Genomic DNA, 25,787 nt, shown 5'->3' with positions numbered 1-25,787 from the left:
GTTCGTCCGTTACCGTGAAGGGGTCCCGCCGGAAGGTGGGGCCCCTTCAGGTTTTCCCGGCTCGAAAGGACCAATGTGGTGCAGGTGGGTTTGACCGGCGGTATCGGCTCGGGCAAGACGGCGGTCGCAGACCTGCTCGCCGAACACGGTGCGGTGATCATCGACGCCGATGTGCTTGCCCGGGAAGCAGTACTGCCCGGCACCGAAGCCCTGGCCCTCATCGCGGAGCGTTTCGGTACCGAGGTGCTCACCGAGAACGGTGAACTGAACCGTCCGGCGCTGGGGGAGATCGTGTTCTCCGACCCCCGGGCCCTGGCCGATCTGGAGGCGATCACCCACCCCGCGATCCGCAAGCTGTCCGAGGCCCGGGCGGCCGAGGCCGGTGACGATGCCGTGGTGGTGCATGTGATCCCGCTGCTGGTGGAGTCCGGCCAACAGGGCCGCTTCGACGCCGTCGTGGTGGTGGACGTCCCCGAAGAGGTGCAGGAGGCTCGAGTACAGGCCCGGGACGGGTGGACCCTCGAGCACGTCCGGGCCCGGATGGCCGCCCAGGCGAGTCGTCAGGAGCGCTTGGCGGTGGCCGATCATGTGATCGACAACTCCGGTGATCACGACCAATTGGTGAGCCAGGTGGCACGTTTGTGGCACGTGTTGTTACCGAAAAGCAACGGCGTTCAGCCCTAAGGATCTACCCAGCCGACCCGGCCATGGGTGACGCTTGAATATGTGTGCCGCCCACCGGCGGCGCACCGGAATCATCAAGGAGGCTCTATGGAATGCCCGCGCTGTCGGGCCGAGATGCCCGAGGTTGCTCATTACTGTCACAGCTGTGGGCAGGACATGCTTTCCTCGGATCCGGACCGCCGCAAGTCTTTTGCCGTGAAGCCGGACGAGCCGGTGGCGTCGTTCGCTCTGGTCTCGTCGATCATGCCGCGTGGCGCTTCGCAGCGTCCTCAGACCTACCGCATCGCGCTGATCGTCGCTCTGGCCGCGGCACTGCTGACCGCCATCGCCGGCGCCCTGCCGATCGCGGTGATGTTGGCAGCCTTCGCCATTCCGATCGTCTACATCGTCTACATCTACGATGTGAACCTCTGGGATGATTCCCCGATTCCGGTCACGGCGATGGCCTTCCTGTTGACCGGTGTGCTGGCAACGGGCTTCACCCTGCTGTGGACCAATCTCCGTTCGGCCAGCCCGGTCACCTTCGGCCTGGGGTCGTCGTCGTCCTTCAGCGTCACCGACTTCCTGCTGCTGTGCCTGCTGGTGCCGGTGGTCGGCGAGATCATTCGCCAGATCGGCCCGCTGTTCCTGGCCAGCCGTCCCCGCTTCGACGACCTGATGGACGGCCTGACCTTCGGCGTGATCTCCGGTGTGGCGTACGCCTGCTTCGACACCATCGTCAAGCACTGGGACCTGATCACCGGAGGCTTCCAGGGCGTCGATTCGGCCGCCACCTGGGCGGCCCTGATCTTCCTGGAGGGCTTCGTCAAGCCCCTGCTGATGGGTACCGCCACCGGTATCGCCTGTGCGGAGTTCTCCGGCCTGGGTGAGGGATACGACGGCTTCTCCGGCCGCTACTTCCGCGGTTTCGCCGAGGCAGTGCTGGTGAACATCGCCTACCAGATCGGCGTCTACCTGCTCAACATGCTGCCCTTCGGCAGCCTGAGCGTGCTACTCAGCGTGGTGTGGGGCCTGATCCTGCTGGCCGTGATGATCCTGCGGGTACGCAATGTGCTGCACACCGGCCTGATGGAAGCGGCCATGGAGCACCACGCCCGCGAAGTGGAGACCGACGACATCATCGAGTACTGCCCGCAGTGCGAAATGCCGGTGCTGGAGCACGCCTCCTTCTGCAACGCGTGCGGTGCCGCGCTGCGCACCGGGGTCAAGCCGCACCACAAGGTCGGTGCGGCGGCCAGCACCATCACCACCGATGAGGAGGCCGGCGCATGAGTCAGCAACCATACGGACAGCAGCCCGGGTTCGGGCAGCAGCCGGGTGGCTACGGACAGCAGCCCCCGCAGGGTCAGGGTTACGGCCAGCAGACCCCTCCGGGCCAGGGATATGGGCAGCAGCCTCCCCAGGGCGGTCCCGGGGGATACGGACAGCCGCAGCCGGGCCCCGGTGGGCCGGGTGGGCCCGGCGGTCCCGGTGGGCCGGGCGGTCCGGGCGGTCCCGGTCCCGGTGGGCCGGGCGGTCCGGGCGGGTACGGCGGTGGAATGCCTCCGCAGTACGGCAACGCCGGACAACCGCCGAAGAAGTCCAACGGCATGATCATCGGCATCGTGATCGCCGCGCTGGTCGCGGTCGGACTGATCGGTGGCATCATCTGGCTGCTCACCGGCCGCGGTGGTGACGAGCCGGTGTCCCCGCCGCCCCCCAGCGCCACGCAGTCCCCGGGCGGTGACGAGTCGCCGGGTGGGGAGGAGACCCCGGGTGGCGACGAGTCGCCGGGTGGGGACGAGACCCCCGGTGGTGACGAGAGCCCCGGTGGCGACGAATCGCCCGGTGGTGGCGAGAGCCCGGGTGGCGACGAGTCGCCGGGTGGCCAGGAGCCGAGCGGCGGATCCGTCGATGTCGGTCAGGGCTTCTCGGTCACTCCGCCGTCCGGGTGGAAGGAAGAGGACGCCGGGCAGGCCGACGCGGTGGTGTTCGCCTCGCCCAGCGGGGGCGAATTGATGTTCGTTCAGGCCGTCAAACTGGAAGGCTCGGCATCCCCGACGACGGTGGTGGACGAGATGCACCAGCGGATTGCCCAGAAGGGCACCCAGGCCAAGATGGAGCCCGCCAAATCCATCAATGTCTCCAAGCCCGGCATCAAGGCCGCTCAGGGCCATGTCGGCGTGGTGATGTCCGGTGGTCAGGGCTCGCAGGCGATGATCTTCACTTCGGTGCTGATGATCCGTGAGAGCGACGGCCAGGCGATCCTGGTGCAGATGGTGTACACCTCGAAGTCCGATAGTGGTCAACTCGGCACCATCCTCACCAACACCGTGAACGAGCTGGTGGGACAGCTCTGACAGTTGTTCATCCGGCGGGGGTCCTTCGATGGCGAAGGGCCCCCGTTGGCATTCCCGGGCCGCACTGTCGGCGCGGGCGCGTAGGCTCGTCGTATGCGTCCCCTTGACGAACTGCAACGCCAAGTTGCCCCGATGCGGGTGCACAGCGACTTCGAACCGGCCGGTGATCAGCCCGCCGCGATCGATGAGCTGGAACGACGGTTGAACGCCGGGGAACAGGACATCGTGCTGCTGGGGGCGACCGGCACCGGTAAGACCGCGACCGTGGCCTGGTTGGCCGAGCGCGTGCAGCGTCCGATTCTGGTGATGCAGCCCAACAAAACCTTGGCCGCACAGTTCGCCAACGAGCTGCGGCAGTTCTTCCCGCAGAATGCGGTCGAGTATTTCGTCTCCTACTACGACTACTACCAACCCGAGGCGTATCTGCCGCAAACCGATACCTATATCGAGAAGGACTCCTCCCTCAACGAGGAGGTCGAACGGCTGCGGCACCGAGCCACCTACTCGCTGTTGACCCGCCGCGATGTGGTCGTGGTGGCCACGGTGTCGGCCATCTACGGCCTGGGTACGCCACAGGAGTGGGTCGATCAGATGGTGCGGTTGCGGGTGGGCGAAGAGATCGACCGCGACGACCTGCTGCGCAAACTGGTCGCGATCCAATACGGACGCAACGACATCGCCGCCGAGCGCGGCACCTTCCGGGTGCGCGGTGACACCCTGGAGATCTTTCCGATGTACGAGGAACTCGCCTGGCGGGTGGAATTCTTCGGCGACGAGATCGAAGCCCTGTCGACCCTGCAGCCGTTGACCGGCGAGGTGTTGACCAACGACGACGAGATGTACATCTTTCCGGCCTCGCACTACACCACCGGGCCGGAACGGATGGCGCAGGCGATTCACGGCATCGAGGTCGAACTGGCCGAACGCCTGACCGAACTGGAAACGCAGCAGAAACTCCTGGAGGCCCAGCGGCTGCGGATGCGCACCAGCTACGACCTGGAGATGATCCAGCAGATCGGCACCTGTGCGGGTATCGAGAACTACTCCCGGCACCTGGACGGCCGGGCCGCCGGCAGCCCGCCCTACTGTCTGTTGGATTACTTTCCCGAAGACTTCATCATGGTGATCGACGAGTCACACGTCACCGTGCCGCAGATCGTCGGCATGTTCGAAGGTGACATGTCGCGCAAACGCACCCTGGTCGAGCACGGGTTCCGACTGCCCAGCGCGGTCGACAACCGGCCTCTGCGGTTCGACGAGTTCACCGAACGCATCGGTCAGACGGTCTACCTCTCGGCCACCCCGGGCGACTACGAACTGGCCCGCTCCGACGGGTTCGTCGAACAGATCATCCGTCCGACCGGGCTGGTCGACCCCGAGGTGATCGTGAAACCCACCAAGGGTCAGATCGACGACCTGCTGTCGCAGATCAACCAGCGCGCCGAACGCAACGAGCGGGTGCTGGTGACCACGTTGACCAAGAAGATGGCCGAGGACTTCACCGACTATTTGATGGAGCACGGGGTGCGCACCCGCTACCTGCACTCCGAGGTCGACACCCTGCGCCGGGTGGAGTTGCTGCGGGAACTGCGGCTGGGTGAATACGACGTGCTGGTCGGCATCAACCTGCTGCGCGAGGGCCTGGACCTGCCCGAGGTGTCCTTGGTCGCAATCCTGGACGCCGACAAGGAGGGCTTCCTGCGCAGTGAACGGTCACTGATCCAGACCATCGGACGTGCCGCCCGTAACGTCGCCGGCCAGGTGCACATGTACGCCGACACGATGACCCCGTCGATGACCGCCGCGATCGACGAGACGAACCGACGTCGTGCGGTGCAGATCGCCTACAACACCGAACACGGGATCGACCCGCAGCCGTTGCGCAAGAAGATCGCCGACATCACCGACATGCTGGCCCGTGAGGACGCCGACACCGACGCCTTGATCCGCAAGGCCACGGCCAAGGAGGCCCCCACCGCAGCGGCGGGCGGTGCGCGCAGCCGGGTGCTGGACCGTCCGGCTGCCGAGGTCGCCGAGCTGATCAACGAGTTGACCGACGCCATGCACGCCGCAGCGAAGGACCTGCAGTTCGAACTCGCCGCGAAACTCCGCGACGAGGTCGCCGAACTCAAACGTGAGTTGCGTCAGATGATCGAGGCCACGAAGTAGCGCCCCCGCGGTTGTGGCGGCGGTTCACCAGCCGCGTTCGCGCCATTCGGCGAGCGAACCGCGCTCGTCACCCAGAGTGGTGGGGTTGCCGTGGCCGGGGTGGATCACGGTGTCATCGGCGTAGGCGTTGAACAGCTTGGTCTCGACTCCGTCCAGCAGGGTGGTGAACTCCTCGGGGGTGTGCGTCTTGCCGACCCCACCGGGGAAGAGGCAGTCACCGGTGAACACGTGCACCGGGTCGTCCGCCCCGGTGTCGAGCACCAGCGCGACGCCGCCGGGGGTGTGCCCGGGCAGCGCGATCACCTGCAGTTCGAGGTCGTCGACGGTGACCCGGTCGCCCTCCCAGACCGTCCTGTCGATGCTCACCCCGGCGCCCTCGGCGATCGCCTCGGCGTCGGGGGTACCGGCGATCAACTCGGCACCGGTGTGTTCGGCCAGTTCGGCCAGGGCCTGCCAGTGGTCGGGATGCCGATGGGTGGTCACGATCGTGGCCACCTCGTGGCTGCTGATCAGGTCGGTCAGCGCACCGGCATCGGCGGCCGCGTCGATCAGTACGCTCCGGCCGCCCATCGGGGTCAGCAGGTAGGCGATGTTGTCCATCGAACCCACCGACCGGGCGCGGATCTCGGTGCCGTCGCTCAGCGTGGTGCTGGTGTCCAAAGCCATGGGATCTCCTCGCAGTCGTCAGTAGGAAGGAATGGTCACCCGGTCGCCACCGGTCACCGCATCATTGTCCAGTCGGCCCATCAGCCAGCCGAGCAACCGCTGCACCGAACCGGTCACCGTCGGGGCATCCGCACCGCCGGTCGCGGCCAGTTCGGTGCCGTCGGGGTCGGTCAACCGGACGGCGAAGTCCGGATTCCGCCCGTGCAGCCGGTCGACGGTGTTGCGCAGCAGCCAGCCGGCCACCTCGGGGTCGAGGTCGTCGAAGGTCTGCCCGATCTGCAGGTCGATGTGGTGCACCGCGACCTCGGTGAGCCGTTGCAACACCGCCATCTCGGCGCGGTCCAGGGTCAGGTTGGGGCGGGTGCGCAGGGGAGCGGCCCACTGTTCGGGCGTGACCTCGTCCAAGGCCCGATTCAGCCGATCGGCGGAACGGTCGAGATCCTCCTGAATCTCCAAACCGCTGCGCTGGGCGCCGGCTTCGATATCGGCGTCGCGGGCCTCGTTCGAGTCGTACATGAACACCTGCTCACCACGCAGCATGCCCTCGATCACGCGACTGAACGCGTCGGCATTGCGGGCGATGTGGGTGGCCACGTGCGCACGGGTCCACCCCGGCAGGGCGGAGGGCTGATGCCAGGCGTCGGCCTCGAGCTGAATCGTGTCACCCAGTAGGGCCTGGGTGGCGTTCATTTCGGCTTGCCGCATGGTCTGCAGATCGGGGCTGCTCATGGTTTCAACTTAACCTGTCGGAGGGGGCGCCTACCATGGCCCTCGTGAATGATCAGCTTGTGATCCAAGGTGCCCGGGAGCACAACCTTCGTGATGTCAGCGTCGAACTGCCCCGGGACTCGATGATCGTCTTCACCGGATTGTCCGGCTCGGGCAAATCGAGCTTGGCCTTCGACACGATCTTCGCCGAAGGCCAGCGCCGCTATGTCGAGTCGCTGTCGGCGTATGCGCGACAGTTTCTGGGCCAGATGGACAAGCCGGACGTCGACTTCATCGAGGGGCTCTCCCCGGCGGTGGCGATCGACCAGAAGTCGACCAGCCGCAACCCGCGCTCGACGGTCGGCACGATCACCGAGGTGCACGACTACCTGCGTCTGCTGTTCGCCCGGGCCGGACGTCCGCACTGCCCCGAATGCGGTGAGCCGATCACAAAACAGACCCCCCAGCAGATCGTCGACCGGCTGCTGGAACTGCCCGAGGGCACCCGTTTCCAGGTGCTCGCGCCGGTGGTGCGCGGACGCAAGGGGGAATACATCGAACTGTTCCGCCAACTCGCCACCGACGGCTACGCCCGGGTGCGGGTGGACGGTGAGGTGCATCAGGTCACCTCCCCACCGACGCTGGCCAAACAGCGCAAACACAACATCGACGTGGTGGTCGACCGGCTCGCGGTCAAGGAATCGGCCCGCCGCAGGCTCACCGACTCGGTCGAAACCGCGCTGCGGCTGGCCAACGGGGTGCTGGTGATCGACTTCGTCGACCGCGACGCCGACGACCCCGACCGGGAACGGCGGCTGTCGGAGAAACTGGCCTGCCCCAACGACCACGACATCGCGATGGAAGAACTGGAACCGCGCCAGTTCTCGTTCAACGCCCCCTGGGGTGCCTGCCCGGAATGCACCGGTCTGGGCACCCGGATGGAAGTCGACCCGCAACTGGTGGTGCCCGACGACTCGAAGAGCATCGACGAGGGAGCGATCGCACCCTGGTCGGGGGTGCACGTCGCTGATTACTTCAAGCGGCTGGTGAAGTCGCTGGGCGATGCCGAGGGGTTCGACACCACGGTGCCTTGGGCGGAGCTGTCCGGCCGGGCCAAGCAGTTGGTTCTGCACGGCGCCGGGGAACCGGTCTATGTGCGCTATCGCAACCGTTACGGCCGCGAACGCAGCTACACCGCCAATCTGGAAGGCGTGGTGCCCTATGTCACCCGCCGGCACCAGGAGGCCGAGACCGACGGCACCCGCGATCGGTTCGCCGGCTACATGCGCGAGGTGCCCTGCGAGGCCTGTCACGGTGATCGGTTGAAGCCCAGTTCGTTGGCGGTGACCGTCGGCGGCAAGAACATCGCCGAGGTGTCGAACCTGTCGATCGCCGAGGCCGCGGTTTTCCTGAACCAGCTCGAACTCAGCGCCCGCGAGGCCAAGATCGCCCAGCAGGTGTTGAAGGAAATCCACGCCCGGCTGCGGTTCCTGCTCGACGTCGGCCTCGACTACCTGACCCTGTCGCGCGCCGCCGGCACCCTGTCGGGTGGTGAGGCGCAACGCATCCGGTTGGCCACCCAGATCGGGTCCGGTCTGGTCGGGGTGCTGTACGTGCTGGACGAGCCGTCCATCGGTTTGCATCAGCGCGACAACCGCCGGTTGATCGAAACCCTGATGCGGTTGCGCGACCTGGGCAACACCCTGATCGTGGTCGAACACGACGAGGACACCATCCGCTCGGCCGACTGGATCGTCGACATCGGCCCCGGTGCGGGGGAGCACGGCGGCCACATCGTCGCCGCCGGCCCACTGCAGAAGGTGCTGGACACCGACGCCTCGCTGACCGGGGCCTACCTGTCCGGACGGCGCGTGCTGGCCCTGCCGCCGCACCGTCGTCCCCGGGTGCCGGGTCGGGAACTGACTGTCACCGAGGCGGTCGAGAACAACCTGCGCAATGTCGATGTCACCTTCCCGTTGGGGCAGTTCATCGCCGTCACCGGGGTGTCCGGCTCGGGCAAGTCGACCCTGGTGAACCAGATCCTGTACACCGGGCTGGCCAAGGAGCTCTACAACGCCCGCACCGTGCCCGGACGACACCGCACGATCAAGGGTGTCGAGCACATCGACAAGGTGATCCACGTCGATCAGTCGCCGATCGGGCGTACCCCGCGGTCGAACCCGGCCACCTACACCGGGGTTTTCGACCGGATCCGCAAGCTCTTCGCCGAAACCCCCGAGGCGAAGGTGCGCGGCTACCAGCAGGGTCGGTTCTCGTTCAACATCAAGGGCGGCCGCTGCGAGCACTGCACCGGCGACGGCACGATCAAGATCGAGATGAACTTCCTGCCCGACGTCTACGTACCCTGCGAGGTCTGCCACGGTGCCCGGTACAACCGGGAAACCCTCGAGGTGCACTACAAGGGCAAGTCGATCGCCGAGGTGCTCGACATGCCGATCGAGGAGGCGCTGGAGTTCTTCGCCCCGATCAGCCTGATCGCCCGGCACCTGCAGACCCTGGTCGACGTCGGCCTCGGCTACGTCCGGTTGGGGCAGCCGGCCACCACCTTGTCGGGCGGTGAGGCACAGCGGGTGAAACTTGCCAGCGAACTGCAACGCCGCTCCACCGGGCGCACCCTGTACGTGCTGGACGAACCCACCACCGGCCTGCACATGGAGGACATCAGCAAGTTGCTGCTGGTGCTGCAACGCCTGGTCGACCAGGGCAACACCGTGATCGTGATCGAGCACAATCTGGACGTGATCAAGTCCTGCGACTGGGTGATCGACATGGGGCCCGAAGGCGGTTCCGGCGGTGGCCTGGTGATCGCCGAGGGCACCCCCGAGGAGGTCGCCCGGGTCGATGGTTCCTACACCGGTCAGTTCCTGGCCGAGGTGTTGGAGGGCAACGAGGTTCCGGTGGGGGAGCAGACCGCCAACCTGCAGGCCGAACTCATCGCGGCCGCCGGCAACGGCACCAAGGCCAAGGCAAAGTCGAAGCGTTCCCGGGCGAAGGCGCGCTGAGGGCGGTCTGCGGGCGTGTCAGCGGCGCCCGCGACGGGTGGCCAGATAGGCGTCCAGGGTCGGGGTGAAGGCGCGCAGATCGGGTCCGTCGATGGCACCTTCGGGGACATCGCGCAGCATTAGTGCCCACACCGTCCCGCGCACCTTCGGGTCGGCCACCGCGATCTCCTCCATCGCCGCGGTCAGTCGGCGGTGGGCCTGGTGCTCCTGGGTGAGTACCTGCCGACCGTGGGCCAGGGCGTCCTCGGCGATCTTGTCGCCGACGCTGGGCCACCAGGTGCGCCGGAACGCCTCCCCGCGCTTCGAGGCGGCCAGTTCGGTTTCCATCCGGTGTACCGCGGCGGTGGCGTTCTGCAGCGCGGTTTCGCTGTACTCGGTGACCTGCCACAGGTAGGCGGGGGTGACCAACTCGCCCAGGTCCTCCATCGCGTCCACCAGCCGGCGGGCTTCGGGGGAGGCCCCGCCGGGGCGACCCCAGTTCAACATCTCCTGGGCCAGCCCCAGGCCCATGTCGGCGAGTTGGGCGAAGGTCGACGAGGTGGTCAGGCTGCGGCCGGCCACCCCGAACTGGCGCAACCAGCCGTGGATCTGGTTCATCACCGGGTCGCCGGCCGGCACCAACGCGGTGCCCGTCGTACTCAACGGGCGCTGGGTGTCCTTGCCGGAGGTGATCGCTTTGCGCACATGCTTGTGGCCGGCGGGCAGTTCCTTGGCCGACATGCCCTGCACCAGGCCCTTGGACACCCCGTCGGCAAGATCGCGGTAGGTCGCCTCCGGCAGGCCCGAGAGGTTCTCGACCACGGCGCCGCGCACCGCCCGGGCATTGACGAGTTGGTCGGCCTGCATCTTGGCCAACTGGCGGTGGCCGGGCGGCAGGGCCGACAGGGTTTCCTCGACCTTGATCATCGCCAGGTCGGTATCGGTCATGTCCTTGTTGGCGACGAACCGCAGGTGCGGCGATTCGCTGACCTCCCGCACCTGCCACAGCACCTGCCCGGGTCGTTCGTTGCTGCCGGGCAGGGCCTTGTGCGCCCGGGCGGTGATCGCCATCCGTCGAACTCCGGCCACCGCGGCGGCGAGGGCCGTCAGGGTGACCAGCATGCCGACGATGGACAGCACGATCAGGGCAGCGTTCATCAAGACTCCAAAATTGGGTACCGCTCGATTCTAGGGCCGTGCCGCACCCCGGGCGGGCATTCGGATCAACAGGGCACCGGGATCGACCCGAAACCTGACCCGGGTCGTCTGCTGCACGGGATCCCCGTCCAGTTGCACCCCGGCCGCGGTGGGCAGGTGCACGATGACCTCGCGCGCCCGCGATCGGACCAGTCCGGCACCCCACACCGGGAGCCGGGTGAAGCCACTGACCGCCACCGGCACCCATTGCACGGGATGCTTGACCCGAGCTTGCAACACCTCGAGCAGCCCGTCATCGGGGCGAGCCCCCGGAAAAACCTGAACTCCGGCCGGAATACCCGGATAGTTCCCGACCAACAGCGACCATGCCTCGGTGTCGGTTTCCACGCCATCGATGGTGATCCGCATCGGCAGTGGGGGATGGGTCATCCGGCGGGTGCCGCGCAGTAGGTAGGCGGGCCAACCGAACTTCCGCTTCACCGCCTTGTCGGTGTCGGCGAAGACCGCGGCGTCATGGCCGACCCCGGCCAGCACCACGAACCCGTCCTCGACGCTCCAGTCGTGGTCACCGACCCCGAAGGCCACCCGACCCACGTCGACCCGCTTGGTCGCCCCGGTCAGGGCCACCCGTAGCTGCCCGGCGACACCGCGGGGGAGTCCGAGGTTGCGGGCCAACACATTGGCGGTGCCGAGGCCGATCACCGCCATGGGCACCCCGGTGCCGGCCAGACCCAGGGCCACCGAGCGGGCGGTTCCGTCGCCACCGGCGGCGATCACCAGCTCGGCACCTTCGTCGACTGACCGGGCGGCCTGGGTCGAGCCCGGTTCCTCGGGGGTGGTTCGGGCGATGGTGAGATCACCGACCGCTTCGCGCACCAACTCCAGCAGCCGGGCGTGCCCGGCCGGTCGCGCCATCGGATTGAGAATCAACGCGACCTTGGCCATCGCGGGCGGAGGGTTCAGTTGCCACCCACCTCGATGGTGTCGCCCTTGACGGTGACCGGAGCGCTCGGCAACGGCTCCAGGGCCGGCCCGGCGGTGACCGCACCGTCGTTGATGTCGAACTCCGAACCGTGGCACTGGCACACGATGTTGGTCTGCTTGACCACCGTCACCTTGCAGAACTGGTGCGGGCAGACCGCCGAGAAGCCCTTGAACTCACCCTCGGTGGGTTGGGTGACCACGTAGTTCTCGAAGATCCTGCCGCTACCGACCGGCACGTCGGCGGCATTGACGGTCTCGGTGGGACCTTCGTCGGGTCGGCCGGTATCCCGCGGCTCGGTGCAGGCGCTCAGGCCCACCCCGGCGGCACCCACCAGTGCGGTCACCCCCACCCCCTTCAACAGGGTGCGACGGTCAACACCAACCTCGGTGTCGGCGGTGTCGATCAGGTCGGCAGTTTCTTCATTCTCAGGCTTGGCGATCACGACATCGATCCTAGGCGAGCCACAAACGCACCCAGAACGGTGTCTGAAGGCCAGTTTCGGCCGCAAAGGCCCGATTCGGGTGCGTTTTCATCCATGACCGGCTGTGCCGTTGCGACACGAGGGTCATCCGATCGGATGAGGCGAAGTCGGAGCGGCTGGAGGACGTGCTGACCGCTTCTCGCCGAGACGATGGAGCCATGGCATTGATCGAGGTGACCGGCCTGCAGAAGTCCTACGGCCGCCGACAAGTACTCCGCGGGATCGACCTGCACGTCGACGAGGGCGAAATCGTCGGCATCCTGGGCCCGAACGGGGCCGGAAAAACCACCGCGGTCGAATGCATCGGCGGTTTGCGCGACCGTGACGCAGGCACCGTCCTGATCGCCGGCATGAACCCGGCCGACAGCCCGCCACGCCTGCGTGAGGTGCTCGGTATGCAACTCCAACAGTGCCGACTGCCCGCCCGAATTCGTACCCGCGAGGCCCTTGACCTGTTCGCCGCCTTCTACGCCGACCCGGTGCCCATCGAAGACCTGCTCGAGCGTTTCGGGCTGAGCGATCGTGCCGACGCCCGCTTCGACAAACTGTCCGGTGGCCAGCAGCAACGCCTGTCGGTGGCGCTGGCCCTGATCGGCCGGCCGCAGATCGCCTTCCTCGACGAACTCACCACCGGCCTCGACCCGGCGGCCCGCCGCGACATCTGGGACTACCTCGGCACGCTGCGCACCGACGGGGTGACCATGTTGTTGGTCACCCACTTCATGGAAGAGGCCCAGTACCTCTGCGACCGGGTGATCGTGATCGACGACGGACGGATCGTCGCGTCCGGCACCCCCGACGAACTGACCCGTGCCACCGGCCGCCAGGAGACCTCCTTCACCCGTCCCACCGACCTCGACCCGGCGATCCTGCGCGACCTGCCCGGCGTGACCGAGGTCATCGAGCGCCACGGCCGGGTGATCATCACCGGCGATGCGGACAGCCCCCAGGCCGTCCTGGGTGCGCTGGCCGCCCACGGGGTGACCGTCCAACAGTTGCGCGTGACCAGCCCGACGCTGGACGAGGCCTACCTCACCCTCACCGACGAGCAGATGCGCCGGCAGAACCCCAAGCAGCAGACCCAGGAGCAGCAGCCATGACCACCATTGCCTCCACCCGAGCGCCCCGGGCCACCTTCGGCACCGTCCTCGCGGCCCAGTTCCGCAACGAGACCCGACTGCTGCTGCGCGAACCGGCCACGATGATCTTCGGGGCGCTACTGCCGCTGCTCGCAGTGGTTGTGATGTCGGCGATCCCCGGGGCCCGCCAACCGCTCGACCAGATGGGCGGGTTCTCGGTGGTCCAGAGCTATGTGCCAATTCTGTGCCTGTTCAGCGGGTCGATCCTCGGGCTGACGGTCATGCCGGCGATCCTTGGTGGCTACCGCGAAATCGGGGTGCTGCGCCGGCTGCGCACCACCCCCGCCTCCCCGGTGACCCTCCTGCTGGCGTTGTTCCTGCTGGTCACGATCGTGGCCGTCCTGGTGAACCTGATCATCGTTGTCATCCCGGCACTGTTCGGGGCCGGGATACCCGAGCACCCGGCGCTGTTCGCGGTGACAACCTTCGGGGCCATCCTGGCCTTCGTCGCGATGGGCACCGCCCTGGCGGCTGTGGTGGGCAATTCCAAGGTGGCGTCCGGGGTCGGCAACGTGATCGCCGCAGTGATGTGGGGAGCGGCCGGAATGTGGTTCCCGCGGGCGCAGTTCCCCGACTGGTTGCTGACGGTCGCCGACCTGACCCCCGGCGGAGCGGCGGCCGAGGCGATGCTCGGGGCCACCCAGGGGGCCGCTGTCGGGTGGCAGCCCTTCGTGGTGCTGCTGGCTTGGGTCATCGCCGGCGCCCTGTTGGCCCGGGCCACCTTCCGCTGGGAGTGACCACCGGGGAAGCTGCTGAGGCAGGATGGACCCCATGAACCGCCACGGCCACTCCGGACGGGGCGAGCGCGTGGTTGCCGCCGACGATCACTCGGGCAGTGCCCGGCACGGGATCGCGCCGACACCCGCCGAGCGGTATCGGCCGAACCTCGTCGTCGCCTTCTTGCTGCTCGGCGCATCCCTGGTCATCTCGCTGGTCATAGCGGGCTGGCAACCGCAGGTCGTGGCCCCGGCCAGGATTCCCTGGTTGTTGGTGTTGGTGGCGGCGCTCATCGGGTTGCGCCTGTTCTGGGCCAGACCCACGACCACGCTCAACCAGGCGCGAGCCTGCTACTGGGGCAACGCCGTCCTCGGTGGGCTGGCCATCGCGATCAGTCCGATCTTCGGCTTGTACATCTTCATCGGCTACTACGAGGCCTCCCGGCTACCGAGCCGGGCCGAGGAGTGGGCCGGCATCGCCCTGACCGCCGTGTTGGCCGGCTTCTCCCAAACCGGTGGACCCAACTCGACGATCTTCCTGCCACCGGTAATCGCGGCCTTCATCGCCCTCAACTTCGGTATCGCCGCCCTGATGTCCACCCTGGACCGGCAACGTACGCGGCTGATCGACCAACTCAGAGCCACCAACACCGAACTGCGCACCCAGCAGGAGCTGGCCGCGAGCCTGCAGGAGCAACTGGTTGATCAGGCCCGGGAGGCCGGGGTCGCCGAGGAACGCGGACGGCTGTCGCGGGAGATACACGACACCGTCGCCCAGGGGCTGATTGCGATCATCACCCAACTGGAGGCGGCCTCCGACGCCGACGATCCGGAGGAGTACCGGCGTCGGCTCGGGATCGCCGACGCCGCGGCCCGCGACGCGCTCGCGGAGGCGCGCAGCGCCGTGCAAGCGTTGGCCTCGCCGCGACTGGACGATGCCGACCTGCCCCTGGCCCTGGACGACCTGCTGGGGCAGTGGCGTTCGGCCACCGGCATCGACGCCGAGTTCACCGTGTCCGGCCGTCGGGCCGCCACCGGCCACGACGACGTGCTGATCAGGGTCGCCCAGGAGGCCTTGGCCAACGTGGCCCGACATGCCGACGCCGGACGGGTCGGCATGGAACTCGCCTTCGGGACCGACCGGGTATCGCTGATGGTGCACGACGACGGCCACGGCTTCGACCCGCACGACCAGCCGGCCGGACACGGCCTCGCCGGGATGCGCGAGCGGCTGACCCGAGCCGGGGGAAGCTTGGAAGTGGACAGCAGCCCGGCTACCGGGACAACCCTGATGGCCCGGTTGCCGAACGAGGGGGCAGCGGCATGATCACGGTGGTGGTGGTCGACGACCATCCTTTGGTGCGCGACGGCATCGTCACGATCCTGTCGCGGGAGGATGACCTGCAGGTGGTGGGGGAGGCCGCCGGTGGTCGGGAGGCGTTGATCGTGGTGGAACGCGAGGCTCCCGACGTGGTGTTGCTGGACCTGCGGATGCCGGGTGGCGACGGGGTGGAGGCGATTCGGGAGCTGCGCTCCCGGTCGGCGCGCGCCCCACGAATTCTGGTGCTCACCACCTACGACTCCGACCACGACATTCGGGTCGCCCTGGAGGCGGGCGCCGATGGGTACCTGCTCAAGGACACCCCACGGGCCGACCTGGTGCGTGCGGTCCGCGAACTCGCCGCCGGGCGTCCGGTACTGACCGCTGCCGCCCTGCGAGCACTGTCCGGGCGCAGCACCGAGGTATCACTCACCGCCCGCGAGAGCGATGTGTTGCGGGAAATCGCCGCCGGAGGCACCAACCGTGAGGCCGCAGCCCGGCTCGCGGTCTCCGAGACCACACTGAAGACCCATCTGGCGCGGGTGTACGACAAGCTCGGCGTCAACGACCGGGCCGCAGCCGTGCGGGTGGCCTACCAGCGCGGCCTGCTGTAGGGGGAACCCGGTGCGCGGTGGCCACAACCGCACCCGAAACCTGCCCTGAGGGGCAAATTCGGCTGGAATTGGCTGTTTCGGGTGCGTTTTCATCCACTCCGGTGGTGCACGCGGAACCCTCCGACCCTGCCGCATTCCCTACTACACAACGTCCTAGAGTTATTCCTGAACCGGAACCGCCGGACCTTCACCCCAAGGACGCACCGTGACAGCACAGCGCACTCCCGTCCCACAGAATGCGGGCCGATCGAAACCGGCCGCCTCCACCCTCATCACCCGTCGGCGAGCGCTCGTCGCCGCAGTGCTCGGAACCCTGATCCTGGCCGGCTGTGGCAGCCCGGGTGAACAACCGGGTGATCACCAGATCGGTGGCGAGGCCAATCTGCAGCTTCCCGACCTTGGTCAGGTGGCGTTCCTCGGTGGTATGTCGGGCAAGGTGCTGCTCGGAATCGGCTTGGCGATCTGTGTCCTCGGCCTCGGCTTCGGCGTGCTCACCTACGCCCAACTGAAACGGATGCCGGTGCACCGCTCGATGCACGAGATCTCCGAGCTGATCTACACCACCTGCAAGGCCTACCTGCAACAGCAGGGCAAGTTCCTGATGGTGCTGTGGGTGTTCATCGCGGTGGTGATCGTCTCGTACTACAAATTCCTGGTCGGCTTCTCCTGGGGGCGGGTCGCGATCGTGATCGCCTTCAGCCTGATCGGGATGGCCGGGTCCTACGCGGTCGCCTGGTACGGCATCCGGGTGAACACCTTCGCGAACTCGCGCACCGCCTTCGCCTCGTTGCGCGGCAAGCCCTACCCGGTACACCAGATTCCGATGCGTTCGGGCATGTCGGTGGGCATGGTGCTGATCAGCGTCGAGTTGTTCCTGATGCTGGTGATCCTGCTCTTCCTACCGGGGGAGATCGCCGGCTCGTGTTTCATCGGCTTCGCGATCGGTGAATCCCTGGGCGCCTCGGTGCTGCGCATCGCCGGCGGCATCTTCACCAAGATCGCCGACATCGGCTCCGATCTGATGAAGATCGTGTTCAAGATCAAGGAGGACGACGCCCGCAACCCCGGCGTGATCGCCGACTGCACCGGTGACAATGCCGGTGACTCGGTCGGCCCCTCGGCCGACGGTTTCGAAACCTACGGCGTGACCGGCGTCGCCCTGGTCACCTTCATCCTGCTCGGCGTGCACGACCCGACGATGCAGGTCACCCTGCTGGTCTGGATGTTCGTGATCCGCGCGGTGATGCTGATCGCCTCGGCGGTCTCCTACCTGGTCAACGACGCCATCACCCGCGCCAAATGGGGCAACGCCGAACGGATGGACTTCGAACACCCGCTCACCAACCTGGTCTGGATCACCTCGGTGGTGTGCATCGTGATGACCTTCATTACCTCCTGGCTGCTGCTGCACCACCTCAGCGACGGCCTGTGGTGGAAACTGTCGGCGATCATCACCTGCGGCACCCTGGCCGGAGCACTGATCCCCGAACTGGTCAAGGTGTTCACCTCCACCAACTCCGCCCATGTCCGCGAGGTGGTGAAGAGCTCGCGACAGGGCGGCGCCTCGTTGAACATCCTGTCGGGCCTGGTCGCCGGCAACTTCTCCGGCCTCTACCTGGGTCTGGGCATCATCGTGCTGATGGCCGGCGCCTTCGGCATCTCCCTGCTCGGGCTGGACGCGGTGATGCTCGCCCCGGCGGTGTTCGCCTTCGGTCTGGTCGCCTTCGGCTTCCTCGGCATGGGCCCGGTCACGATCGCGGTCGACTCCTACGGCCCGGTCACCGACAACGCCCAGAGCGTCTACGAACTGTCGGTGATCGAAGAGATCGACGGCATTGACGAAGAACTCGAACGCGAGCACGGCTTCACCCCGCAGTGGGACAACGCCAAGCAGATGCTGGAGGAGAACGACGGAGCCGGCAACACCTTCAAAGCCACCGCCAAGCCGGTACTGATCGGCACCGCGGTGGTCGGTGCCACCACGATGATCTTCTCGATCATCATGGGCCTCACCGACGGTCTGACCACCGGCATCGAGAACCTGTCCATGCTGCACCCGCCGTTCCTGCTCGGGCTGATCACCGGTGGCGCGATCATCTACTGGTTCACGGGCGCCTCGATCCAGGCGGTCACCGCCGGCGCCTATCGGGCGGTCGAGTTCATCAGCGAGAACATCAAGCTGGACGGGGTGTCCAAGGCCTCCACCGAGGACTCCCGCAAGGTCGTCGAAATCTGCACCCAGTACGCCCAGCGCGGCATGTTGAACATGTTCCTGGCGGTCTTCTTCGCCACCTTGGCCTTCGCCTTCATCGAGCCGTACTTCTTCATCGGCTACCTGGTGTCGATCGCGATCTTCGGCCTCTACCAGGCGATTTTCATGGCCAATGCCGGTGGCGCCTGGGACAACGCCAAGAAGATCGTCGAGGTCGACCTGCACGCCAAGGGCACCCGCCTGCACGATGCCACGATCGTCGGTGACACCGTCGGCGACCCTTACAAGGACACCTCGTCGGTGGCGTTGAACCCGGTGATCAAGTTCACCACCCTGTTCGGTCTGCTGGCCGTCGAACTGGCCGTCAGCCTCACCGCCCGGGGCGCCGGCGGCTGGACCTGGGTGGCCGCTGCGGTTTTCTTGGTGGTCGCGATGGTCTTCGTCTGGCGGTCGTTCTACAAGATGCGGATCAGCGGTGAAATGGCCCGCGACAGCTCCGGACGAACATCGCGGGGCCGCACCACCCCGCCCGATCCGGAGATCGATAGCGTGTCCCACGGTGACAACACACTGAGCGAAAGGAGCCGGTGATGAGAATCGCCATCAAGTACGGCACGACTGAAACGGGCAATGAACGGCTGATCGACCCGGCCGGGGCGATTCACGGTCATCAGGCCGGCCCGGTGCTGGTGCGGCGCTTGTTGAACCTGTTCGAGCCGGCCATCCTGATCGGCACCGAGCGGCAACAGGTCAACGGCTACGAGGTGCTGCCGCTCGACGAGATCGACGCCGAGAACACCGTCGTGATCAACATGGACGTCATCGACTCCACCGAGGTATGGGGTGTCCTGCACACCACCGCCGCCGAGCCGAAGGTGATGAACTTCGTCTGGTGGAATGCCTCCGAGGAGTACCACCACCTGGTGAACCAGGCCCTGCTGGGGCTCTCCTTCGCGCTCTTCCCGACCTTCGCCAACTCCGAACGCACCGCCAGCGAGGTGCGCGAGATCGTCGACCGCTGGACGATCCCGCAGCTCGCCAACCGGGCCGAGCTGGCCTGGTCGAAGCTTGGTGTGCATCTGGGCCGGGTGCAACCGCGCCGCGAGCCGACCGTGCCGGTGGTGTTGTACCCGGCGATCTACGTCCACGGTCGCAAACGTCCCTGGGATTTCATCGACACCGTCACGGCGGTCGCCAAGCGCACTCCGCTGAAGGTCGAGATGCGACTGCATCACAAGCACCTCACCAGCGAACCGGCGATGGAGATGTCCACCCGGCAGTGGGCCTGGGTGGGGCCGCTGACCTCGACCCGCGAAGGGTATTGGGAGGCGCTGGCCGGTACCACCGCCTTCCTGGCGACCGCCTCCGAGGAGTCCTACGGCTTGGGCTATGTCGAGGCGATGGTGTCCGGTGCGATCGGCATCTTTCCCGAGCGGGAATGGGTGCCGCAGTTGCTGCCCGAGGATTACCCGTTCATCTACCGCAATCTCGACGAGGCCCAGGAGATGCTGTACCGGGCGGTCACCGACACCGAGGCCTGCCGGGCCGAACTGGACGCCCTGGTGGGCGGGTCCTTCGTCGATTGGGTGCGCGAGAACCACGACGACACCGCCTTCGAGGCGGCGATGCGTGATGCGGTGTCCGAATGGTTCGGCTGGCAACGACTCGAAGCACTCAACGAAGCCGGCAACGAATCGAAACATTGATGAGCGTTAAGGTGGAGGCATGAGCGAGATCGTGGTGATCGACAATCCCGAACGGAGCCGATGGGAGGCTCGTGACGGCGACGAGGTGGTCGGTTTCGCCGACTACACCGTCGACGGTGACACGATCACCATCCCGCACACCGAGGTACACCGCGAGGGCGAAGGCATCGGCGGACGCATCGTGCGCGCAGCCGTCGATGCGGCGCGGGCCGACGGTAAGCGAGTGAATCCCGAATGCCCGTTCGTCCGGGCCTGGATCGAGAAGCATCCGGAGTATGCAGACCTTGTTGACTGAACCGCAGCCCGTACCGAGCGACTGGGCAACCAGTAAACGACCGATCGCGCTGGTGACCGGCGCCTCCCGGGGCATCGGCTTGGCCGTCGCCCGTGACTTGGCGCGCGATCACCATGTCCTGGTCGGTGGCACCAAGGCCGACACCGTCAACGCCGTGGTGGCCGAACTGGAAACGATCGATTCCTGCCAGGCCTGGCCGTTCGTCGCCGACCTGTCCGACCCGGCCGCGGTGGCCGAGGCGGTCAAGGCGTTGAACCTGTCCCGGTTGGACGTGGTGGTGCACTCGGCGGGAATCGCCGAGTACGGCCACATCATCGACAGCGACCCGCAGATGTGGCAGCGCACCTTCGATCTGAACGTGTTCGCGGTCGCCGAACTGACCCGGCTGTTGTTGCCGCTGTTGCGCGAGCACCGGGGTCAGGTGGTGCTGATCAACTCCGGGGCCGGGCACAACGCCTCACCCAACAGCGGTGTCTACGCCGCGTCCAAGTTCGCCCTGCGCGCCCTGGGCGATTCGCTGCGCGCCGAGGAACGCGAGCAGGTGCGGGTCTGTTCGATCCACCCCGGACGGGTCGACACCGATATGCAGCGTGAACTGCAGGCCACGCTGGGCAACCACGATTACCGTGGTGAGAAGTACGTCGCCCCCGAGACCATCGCCGCCGCGGTACGGCTCGCGGTCGACGCCGCCCCACAGGCCATGGTCGAGGAGATCGTCGTCCGCCCCGTGATCACGGGCTGAGCTCGCCGGCCCACGTAGGCTGGAGGAATGGCCGACCCGTCCCAGTACCGTCCCGCAGTGGGGGAGATCCCCACTGCCCCGGGGGTGTACCGATTCTGGGACTCCGAAGACCGGGTGATCTACGTCGGCAAGGCCAAGAGCCTGCGGCCGCGGCTGAACTCCTACTTCGCCGATGTCGCCGGCCTGTTGGAACGCACCCGCCGGATGGTCACCACTGCGGTACGGGTCGACTGGACGGTGGTGTCCACCGAGGTCGAGGCCCTGCAGCTCGAGTACTCCTGGATCAAACAGTTCGAACCGCGGTTCAACATCAAGTACCGCGACGACAAGTCCTATCCCTGGCTCGCGGTGACCTGGGCCGACGAGTTCCCGCGGGTGTTCGTGGGCCGGGGGGCGAAGAAGAAGGGCAACCGGTACTTCGGCCCCTACAGCCATGCCTGGGCGATCCGGGAAACCGTGGACACCCTGTTGCGGGTGTTTCCGATGCGGTCATGTTCGACCGGGGTGTTCCGCAACGCCCAGCGGGCCAACCGGCCCTGCCTGCTCGGCTACATCGAGAAATGTGCCGCCCCCTGCGTGGGACGCATCGACGCCGCGGCGCACCGGGAGATCGTGGCCGACTTCTGTCAGTTCATGTCGGGCCACACCCAACAGCTCACCCGGCGGCTCGAGCGGGAGATGGCCGAGGCGGCCGAGAACCTCGAGTACGAGCGCGCCGCCCGGATCCGCGACGATCTGGCCGCGTTGGCCAAGGTCAACGAACAGAACGCGGTGGTCTTCACCGACGGCACCGACGCCGATGTGATCGGCCTGGCCGAAGACCCCCTCGAGGTGTCGGTGCAGATCTTCCACGTCCGACAGGGCCGGATCCGCGGCCGGCGCGGCTGGGTGGCCGACCGCGCCGACGACTCCGGCACCGACCAGTTGATCGAGAACTTCCTGGTGCAGCTCTACGGCGACGCCGACCAGGCCGAAACCAACGGCTCGGTCACCCCGGTACCCCGTGAGGTACTGGTACCTGGCCTGCCGCCGGAGCCCGAGGTGCTGGCCGACCTGCTCAGCCAACTGCGCGGAGCCCGGGTCACCATCCGGGTACCGCGCCGCGGGGACAAGAAGGCCCTGCTCGACACCGTCACCAACAACGCCAAGGAAGCTCTGGTGCGGCACCGCACCCGCCGGGCCTCCGACCTGACCACCCGCAACCGGGCCCTGGAGGAGATCCGCGACGCCCTCGGCCTGCCGCAGGCACCGCTACGGATCGAGTGCTACGACATCTCGCACCTGCAGGGCACCGAAACCGTCGGGTCGATGGTGGTCTTCGAGGACGGCCTGGCCCGCAAGGGTGACTATCGCCGGTTTCTGGTGCGCGATGCCCGCGACGACACGTCCAGCATGCGCGAAGTGCTGACCCGACGGTTCAGCCGCTACTTGGCCGACAAGGAACTGCCGCCGGAGGAACGTCCCCGTGGCTTCGCCTACGCCCCGGGCCTGGTGGTGGTCGACGGCGGCAAACCGCAGGTGGGTGCCGCCCGGCAGGCTCTCACCGAACTCGGGCTGGGCGACATCCCGGTCTGTGGCCTGGCGAAACGGCTCGAAGAGGTGTGGTTGCCCGACGACGACTATCCGGTGATCCTGCCGCGCAGCAGTGAGGGTCTCTACCTGTTGCAAAGGATCCGCGACGAGGCGCACAGGTTCGCGATCAGCCATCACCGGGGCCGACGCTCCAAGGCGATGATCGAGTCGCTGCTGGACGAGGTGCCGGGCTTGGGCCCGACCCGGCGCACCGCGGTGTTGAAGAAGTTCGGGTCGCTGCGAAAACTGCGCGCCGCCGGTGTCGACGAGCTCACCGAGGTGCCCGGCATCGGGGTGGCGACCGCCGAGGCGATCGTCGCCGTGGTGGCCCAGCACGAACCCGCCCCGGCGATCAACACCGCTACCGGCGAAATCCTCACAGAACAGGCATGATGGAACGGTGAGCACCAACCAGCTACCCCGCGTCGCGATCGTCACCGGCATGTCGGGGGCCGGCCGTTCCACCGCAGCCAACGCGATGGAGGACTCCGGCTGGTATGTCGTGGACAACCTGCCGGCCGGCATGGTCACCGCACTGTGCGAGGTGGTGGCCGACGCCGGTTACGACAAACTCGCCGTGGTGCTCGACGTTCGCTCCCGCGACCTGTTCAGCCAGGTACCGGTGATGTTCACCGAGCTGCAGGCCAAGGGCATCGTCCCCGAGATCCTCTACCTGGAGGCCACCGACGACGTGATCGTGCGCCGTCAGGACTCGGCCCGCCGTCCGCACCCGCTGCAGGGGGACGGCCCACTGCTCGACGGCATCCACCGCGAACGTGACATGCTCGCCGCGCTGCGCGGTGCGGCCGACCTGATGATCGACACCTCCCGACTCAATGTGCACCAACTGCGGTCGCGGGTCTCGCACGCCTTCGGTGCCGAACGTGCCGAACAGTTGCGGATGACGGTGATGAGCTTCGGTTTCAAACACGGGGTGCCGATCGACGCCGACTTCGTGATGGACGTGCGCTTCCTGCCCAACCCGCACTGGGTGCCCGAACTGCGTCCGCTGACCGGCCTGGACGAGCCGGTGCGTTCCTACGTACTCGGCCAAACCAGCGCGGTGCCCTTCCTGGACCGGCTGCAATCCTTGGTGTTGACGGTGCAACCGGGCTACCTGCACGAGGGCAAGTACTTCGGCACGGTCGCGATCGGCTGTACCGGTGGACGGCACCGCAGCACCGCGATGGCCGAGGAGTTCGGTCGCCGGCTCCGTGAGTTGGGGATGCCCACCAAGGTGATGCACCGGGATGTGGAGCGGTCATGACCACGCTGAGTCATCGTCCCCCCTCGGTGGTCGCCTTCGGCGGAGGCCACGGATTGCATGCCTCCCTGTCGGCGCTGCGCCGGATCACCAACCAGATCACCGCGGTGGTCACCGTCGCCGACGACGGGGGATCGTCGGGCAAGCTGCGCGAGGAGTTCGGCTGCCTGCCCCCCGGTGACCTGCGGATGGCCCTCAGTGCCCTGTGCGGTGACGACTGGGACGGGCGCACCTGGGCCGACCTGTTGCAGATCCGGTTCAACGGGGACGGGCCGCTGGCCGGGCACGCGGTCGGCAACCTGCTGATCGCTGCGCTGTGGCAGGAACTCGGCGACCCGGTCTCGGGTCTCGACCTGATCAGCCGGCTGCTGGGCGCCCGCGGCCGGGTACTGCCGATGGCCTCGATCCCGTTGGAGATCGAGGCGGACGTGTGGGATCTGGGCCACGAACACGACGACGTCACCCCGCTGCGCGGACAGGCCCGGGTGGCCACCACCCGGGGACAGGTGCGCGAGATCCGGCTGATCCCGGACAACCCGCCGGCCTGCGCCGAGGCCGTGCAAGCGGTCTGCGAGGCCGACTACCTGATTCTCGGCCCCGGATCGTGGTTCACCTCGGTGGTACCGCATCTGCTGGTACCCGAGCTGTGTCGCGCGATCATCGAATCCCCGGCCAAGCGCATCGTGACGATGAACCTCAAGCCGGCCGACGAGACCGACGGATTCACCGCCTCCCAACACATCGAGGTGCTGGCCGACCACGCCCCGGAACTGCGCCTGGACTGGGTGCTGGCCGACGAATCCTTCGCTTTCAACGACCGCCACCTGGAAACCTTCGTCACCTCCCTGGGCGGCGAACTGGTGGTGGCCGACCTGGCCGTTCGCGACGGATCACCCCGGCACGACCATCTGCGTCTCGGCTCGGCCTATGCCGAACTCCTCGGCCTGGCCAGCCGCTCCTGAGCCCGTTCCGAGCCCGATCCGCACCGCTGTCGTGATGTGGCAAGATGCGGCAATGGCCATGACGCAACAGGTGAAGGCAGAACTGGCGACCCTCGAGGTCGTCAAGCCGAGCTTGCGGGTCGCCGAGGTCGCCGCAATTCTGCGCTTCGCCGGTGGTCTGCATCTCGCTTCGGGACGGATCATCATCGAGGCCGAGCTCGACCTCGGTGCCGCCGCCCGCCGGTTGCGCACCTCGATCCAGGACCTGTTCGGCTATGCCTCCGAAATGGTCGTCGTGAACGGTTCGGGCCTGCGCCGAGGCACCCGCTACGTGGTGCGCCTGATCAAGGAGGGTGCTGACCTGGCCCGCCGCACCGGCTTGGTCGATGCCCACGGCCGTCCGGTGCGCGGCCTGCCGAAGACCATCGTCGGTGGGGGAGTGGCCGAATGTGAGGCGGCCTGGCGCGGCGCCTTCCTGGCCCACGGGTCGTTGACCGAACCGGGCCGTTCGATGTCACTGGAGATCACCTGCCCGGGCTCGGAATCCGCCCTCGCCCTGGTGGGCGCGGCCCGGCGACTGGGTATTCAGGCCAAGGCCCGCGAGGTACGCGGGGTCGACCGTGTGGTGTTGCGCGACGGGGACGCCATCGCCGCCATGCTCACCCGGATCGGCGCCCATGAGGCCGTGCTGGCCTGGGAGGAACGCCGGATGCGCCGCGAGGTGCGGGCCTCGGCGAACCGGCTGGCGAACTTCGACGATGCGAACCTGCGCCGTTCGGCACGGGCCGCGGTGGCCGCGGGAGCCCGGGTACAGCGGGCCCTGGAGATCCTCGGTGACGACGTCCCCGACCACCTGCGGGCCGCCGGTCTGCTGCGGATCGAGAACAAACAGGCCAGCCTCGAAGAACTCGGCCAACTGCACGACCCGCCGCTGACCAAGGACGCGGTGGCCGGGCGGATTCGCCGACTGCTGGACACGGCCGACAAACGAGCCGCCAAGTTGGGGATTCCGGGCACCGCGGCGAGTTTGTCGCCGGAAATGCTCGACGATGCCTGATCGCCGGCGAATGGCA

Annotated in this window: 22 protein-coding genes; 17 read left to right on the top strand and 5 right to left on the bottom strand. The window is 67.3% G+C overall.

Features of this window, described 5'->3' with window-relative positions:
• Window positions 1–84 precede the first annotated feature (84 nt).
• From coaE to uvrB, 4 genes are all read left to right on the top strand, one after another.
• Window positions 85–684, top strand: coding sequence for a dephospho-CoA kinase (coaE, locus tag ACR4XW_RS01170; RefSeq protein ID WP_434758678.1), 600 nt, complete (start codon window positions 85–87; stop codon window positions 682–684).
• Between the two features lie 195 nt (window positions 685–879).
• The gene (locus ACR4XW_RS01165; protein ID WP_434758677.1) at window positions 880–1,956 is read left to right on the top strand and encodes a PrsW family glutamic-type intramembrane protease; all 1,077 of its coding nucleotides are present in this window, start codon (window positions 880–882) and stop codon (window positions 1,954–1,956) included.
• A gap of 266 nt (window positions 1,957–2,222) precedes the next feature.
• Window positions 2,223–3,023, top strand: coding sequence for a flagellar basal body-associated FliL family protein (locus ACR4XW_RS01160; RefSeq protein WP_434758676.1), 801 nt, complete (start codon window positions 2,223–2,225; stop codon window positions 3,021–3,023).
• A 93-nt stretch (window positions 3,024–3,116) separates the two neighbouring features.
• The gene (gene uvrB / locus ACR4XW_RS01155) at window positions 3,117–5,192 is read left to right on the top strand and encodes an excinuclease ABC subunit UvrB (RefSeq protein ID WP_434758675.1); all 2,076 of its coding nucleotides are present in this window, start codon (window positions 3,117–3,119) and stop codon (window positions 5,190–5,192) included.
• Between the two features lie 24 nt (window positions 5,193–5,216).
• Here the strand turns inward: uvrB and ACR4XW_RS01150 are convergent, their stop codons facing one another.
• Entirely contained in the window at window positions 5,217–5,858 is a 642-nt protein-coding gene (locus tag ACR4XW_RS01150; protein WP_434758674.1) for an MBL fold metallo-hydrolase, read from the bottom strand.
• A gap of 18 nt (window positions 5,859–5,876) precedes the next feature.
• Window positions 5,877–6,587, bottom strand: a complete 711-nt coding sequence (locus tag ACR4XW_RS01145) for a maleylpyruvate isomerase family mycothiol-dependent enzyme (protein ID WP_434758673.1) — start codon at window positions 6,585–6,587, stop codon at window positions 5,877–5,879.
• A gap of 35 nt (window positions 6,588–6,622) precedes the next feature.
• Here ACR4XW_RS01145 and uvrA point away from each other — a divergent pair, with 35 nt between their 5' ends.
• The gene (uvrA, locus tag ACR4XW_RS01140) at window positions 6,623–9,589 is read left to right on the top strand and encodes an excinuclease ABC subunit UvrA (protein ID WP_434758672.1); all 2,967 of its coding nucleotides are present in this window, start codon (window positions 6,623–6,625) and stop codon (window positions 9,587–9,589) included.
• A gap of 18 nt (window positions 9,590–9,607) precedes the next feature.
• Here uvrA and ACR4XW_RS01135 read toward each other — a convergent pair whose 3' ends face one another.
• The 3 genes from ACR4XW_RS01135 to ACR4XW_RS01125 are packed head-to-tail and all read right to left on the bottom strand — an operon-like array spanning window position 9,608 to window position 12,153.
• Complete coding sequence (locus ACR4XW_RS01135) at window positions 9,608–10,726, bottom strand: hypothetical protein (RefSeq protein ID WP_434758671.1); 1,119 nt, start codon at window positions 10,724–10,726, stop codon at window positions 9,608–9,610.
• A gap of 30 nt (window positions 10,727–10,756) precedes the next feature.
• Window positions 10,757–11,671: a diacylglycerol/lipid kinase family protein gene (locus tag ACR4XW_RS01130; protein WP_434758670.1), complete on the bottom strand. Its 915-nt coding sequence runs from the start codon at window positions 11,669–11,671 to the stop codon at window positions 10,757–10,759.
• Window positions 11,672–11,685: 14 nt separating this feature from the next.
• On the bottom strand, window positions 11,686–12,153 hold the full coding sequence (locus tag ACR4XW_RS01125; protein ID WP_434758669.1) for a QcrA and Rieske domain-containing protein: 468 nt from the start codon (window positions 12,151–12,153) through the stop codon (window positions 11,686–11,688).
• A gap of 197 nt (window positions 12,154–12,350) precedes the next feature.
• Here ACR4XW_RS01125 and ACR4XW_RS01120 point away from each other — a divergent pair, with 197 nt between their 5' ends.
• The 12 genes from ACR4XW_RS01120 (at window position 12,351) to whiA (ending at window position 25,771) form a co-directional block, all read left to right on the top strand.
• Window positions 12,351–13,292, top strand: coding sequence for an ABC transporter ATP-binding protein (locus tag ACR4XW_RS01120; RefSeq protein WP_434758668.1), 942 nt, complete (start codon window positions 12,351–12,353; stop codon window positions 13,290–13,292).
• Complete coding sequence (locus ACR4XW_RS01115; protein WP_434758667.1) at window positions 13,289–14,068, top strand: ABC transporter permease; 780 nt, start codon at window positions 13,289–13,291, stop codon at window positions 14,066–14,068. The genes ACR4XW_RS01120 and ACR4XW_RS01115 overlap by 4 nt, the downstream gene beginning before the upstream one ends.
• 34 nt (window positions 14,069–14,102) lie before the next feature.
• Complete coding sequence (locus ACR4XW_RS01110) at window positions 14,103–15,374, top strand: sensor histidine kinase (RefSeq protein WP_434758666.1); 1,272 nt, start codon at window positions 14,103–14,105, stop codon at window positions 15,372–15,374.
• Window positions 15,371–15,982, top strand: coding sequence for a response regulator (locus ACR4XW_RS01105; RefSeq protein ID WP_434758665.1), 612 nt, complete (start codon window positions 15,371–15,373; stop codon window positions 15,980–15,982). Before ACR4XW_RS01110 ends, ACR4XW_RS01105 begins: the two co-directional genes overlap by 4 nt.
• 271 nt (window positions 15,983–16,253) lie before the next feature.
• A complete protein-coding gene (locus ACR4XW_RS01100; RefSeq protein WP_434759386.1) occupies window positions 16,254–18,785 on the top strand; it encodes a sodium-translocating pyrophosphatase in 2,532 nt (843 codons plus the stop codon).
• Window positions 18,785–19,900, top strand: coding sequence for a glycosyltransferase family 1 protein (locus tag ACR4XW_RS01095; RefSeq protein ID WP_434758664.1), 1,116 nt, complete (start codon window positions 18,785–18,787; stop codon window positions 19,898–19,900). Before ACR4XW_RS01100 ends, ACR4XW_RS01095 begins: the two co-directional genes overlap by 1 nt.
• Window positions 19,901–19,919: 19 nt before the next feature.
• Window positions 19,920–20,195 (top strand): GNAT family N-acetyltransferase, encoded by a 276-nt coding sequence (locus ACR4XW_RS01090; RefSeq protein WP_434758663.1) that lies wholly within the window; start codon window positions 19,920–19,922, stop codon window positions 20,193–20,195.
• Entirely contained in the window at window positions 20,188–20,937 is a 750-nt protein-coding gene (locus tag ACR4XW_RS01085; protein ID WP_434758662.1) for an SDR family oxidoreductase, read from the top strand. Before ACR4XW_RS01090 ends, ACR4XW_RS01085 begins: the two co-directional genes overlap by 8 nt.
• 27 nt (window positions 20,938–20,964) lie before the next feature.
• On the top strand, window positions 20,965–22,902 hold the full coding sequence (uvrC, locus tag ACR4XW_RS01080) for an excinuclease ABC subunit UvrC (protein ID WP_434758661.1): 1,938 nt from the start codon (window positions 20,965–20,967) through the stop codon (window positions 22,900–22,902).
• Window positions 22,903–22,909: 7 nt separating this feature from the next.
• Window positions 22,910–23,776 carry an RNase adapter RapZ gene (gene rapZ / locus ACR4XW_RS01075; protein WP_434758660.1) on the top strand — a complete coding sequence of 289 codons (867 nt, stop codon included), beginning with the start codon at window positions 22,910–22,912 and terminating at the stop codon, window positions 23,774–23,776.
• Window positions 23,773–24,735: a gluconeogenesis factor YvcK family protein gene (locus tag ACR4XW_RS01070; RefSeq protein WP_434758659.1), complete on the top strand. Its 963-nt coding sequence runs from the start codon at window positions 23,773–23,775 to the stop codon at window positions 24,733–24,735. The genes rapZ and ACR4XW_RS01070 overlap by 4 nt, the downstream gene beginning before the upstream one ends.
• Before the next feature lie 52 nt (window positions 24,736–24,787).
• The gene (gene whiA, locus ACR4XW_RS01065; RefSeq protein ID WP_434758658.1) at window positions 24,788–25,771 is read left to right on the top strand and encodes a DNA-binding protein WhiA; all 984 of its coding nucleotides are present in this window, start codon (window positions 24,788–24,790) and stop codon (window positions 25,769–25,771) included.
• Window positions 25,772–25,787: the final 16 nt, after the last annotated feature.

This window comes from Pseudenemella bisphenolivorans, from assembly GCF_051133435.1.
In the GTDB taxonomy this organism is placed as follows: Bacteria; Actinomycetota; Actinomycetes; order Propionibacteriales; family Propionibacteriaceae; genus JAAYAO01.
This window is presented reverse-complemented; position numbering and strand designations above follow the sequence as displayed.

What these genes read in the sequence shown, in the direction of transcription:
- ACR4XW_RS01130 (WP_434758670.1), bottom strand. Translation starts at nt 11,671, where the DNA reads ATGGCCAAGGTCGCGTTGATTCTCAATCCGATGGCGCGACCGGCCGGG.
- ACR4XW_RS01115 (WP_434758667.1), top strand. Translation starts at nt 13,289, where the DNA reads ATGACCACCATTGCCTCCACCCGAGCGCCCCGGGCCACCTTCGGCACC.
- whiA (WP_434758658.1), top strand. Translation starts at nt 24,788, where the DNA reads ATGGCCATGACGCAACAGGTGAAGGCAGAACTGGCGACCCTCGAGGTC.
- ACR4XW_RS01145 (WP_434758673.1), bottom strand. Translation starts at nt 6,587, where the DNA reads ATGAGCAGCCCCGATCTGCAGACCATGCGGCAAGCCGAAATGAACGCC.
- ACR4XW_RS01105 (WP_434758665.1), top strand. Translation starts at nt 15,371, where the DNA reads ATGATCACGGTGGTGGTGGTCGACGACCATCCTTTGGTGCGCGACGGC.
- ACR4XW_RS01120 (WP_434758668.1), top strand. Translation starts at nt 12,351, where the DNA reads ATGGCATTGATCGAGGTGACCGGCCTGCAGAAGTCCTACGGCCGCCGA.
- ACR4XW_RS01095 (WP_434758664.1), top strand. Translation starts at nt 18,785, where the DNA reads ATGAGAATCGCCATCAAGTACGGCACGACTGAAACGGGCAATGAACGG.
- uvrA (WP_434758672.1), top strand. Translation starts at nt 6,623, where the DNA reads ATGGCCCTCGTGAATGATCAGCTTGTGATCCAAGGTGCCCGGGAGCAC.
- ACR4XW_RS01070 (WP_434758659.1), top strand. Translation starts at nt 23,773, where the DNA reads ATGACCACGCTGAGTCATCGTCCCCCCTCGGTGGTCGCCTTCGGCGGA.
- ACR4XW_RS01150 (WP_434758674.1), bottom strand. Translation starts at nt 5,858, where the DNA reads ATGGCTTTGGACACCAGCACCACGCTGAGCGACGGCACCGAGATCCGC.
- ACR4XW_RS01110 (WP_434758666.1), top strand. Translation starts at nt 14,103, where the DNA reads ATGAACCGCCACGGCCACTCCGGACGGGGCGAGCGCGTGGTTGCCGCC.
- ACR4XW_RS01090 (WP_434758663.1), top strand. Translation starts at nt 19,920, where the DNA reads ATGAGCGAGATCGTGGTGATCGACAATCCCGAACGGAGCCGATGGGAG.
- ACR4XW_RS01160 (WP_434758676.1), top strand. Translation starts at nt 2,223, where the DNA reads ATGCCTCCGCAGTACGGCAACGCCGGACAACCGCCGAAGAAGTCCAAC.
- uvrB (WP_434758675.1), top strand. Translation starts at nt 3,117, where the DNA reads ATGCGTCCCCTTGACGAACTGCAACGCCAAGTTGCCCCGATGCGGGTG.
- ACR4XW_RS01135 (WP_434758671.1), bottom strand. Translation starts at nt 10,726, where the DNA reads ATGAACGCTGCCCTGATCGTGCTGTCCATCGTCGGCATGCTGGTCACC.
- uvrC (WP_434758661.1), top strand. Translation starts at nt 20,965, where the DNA reads ATGGCCGACCCGTCCCAGTACCGTCCCGCAGTGGGGGAGATCCCCACT.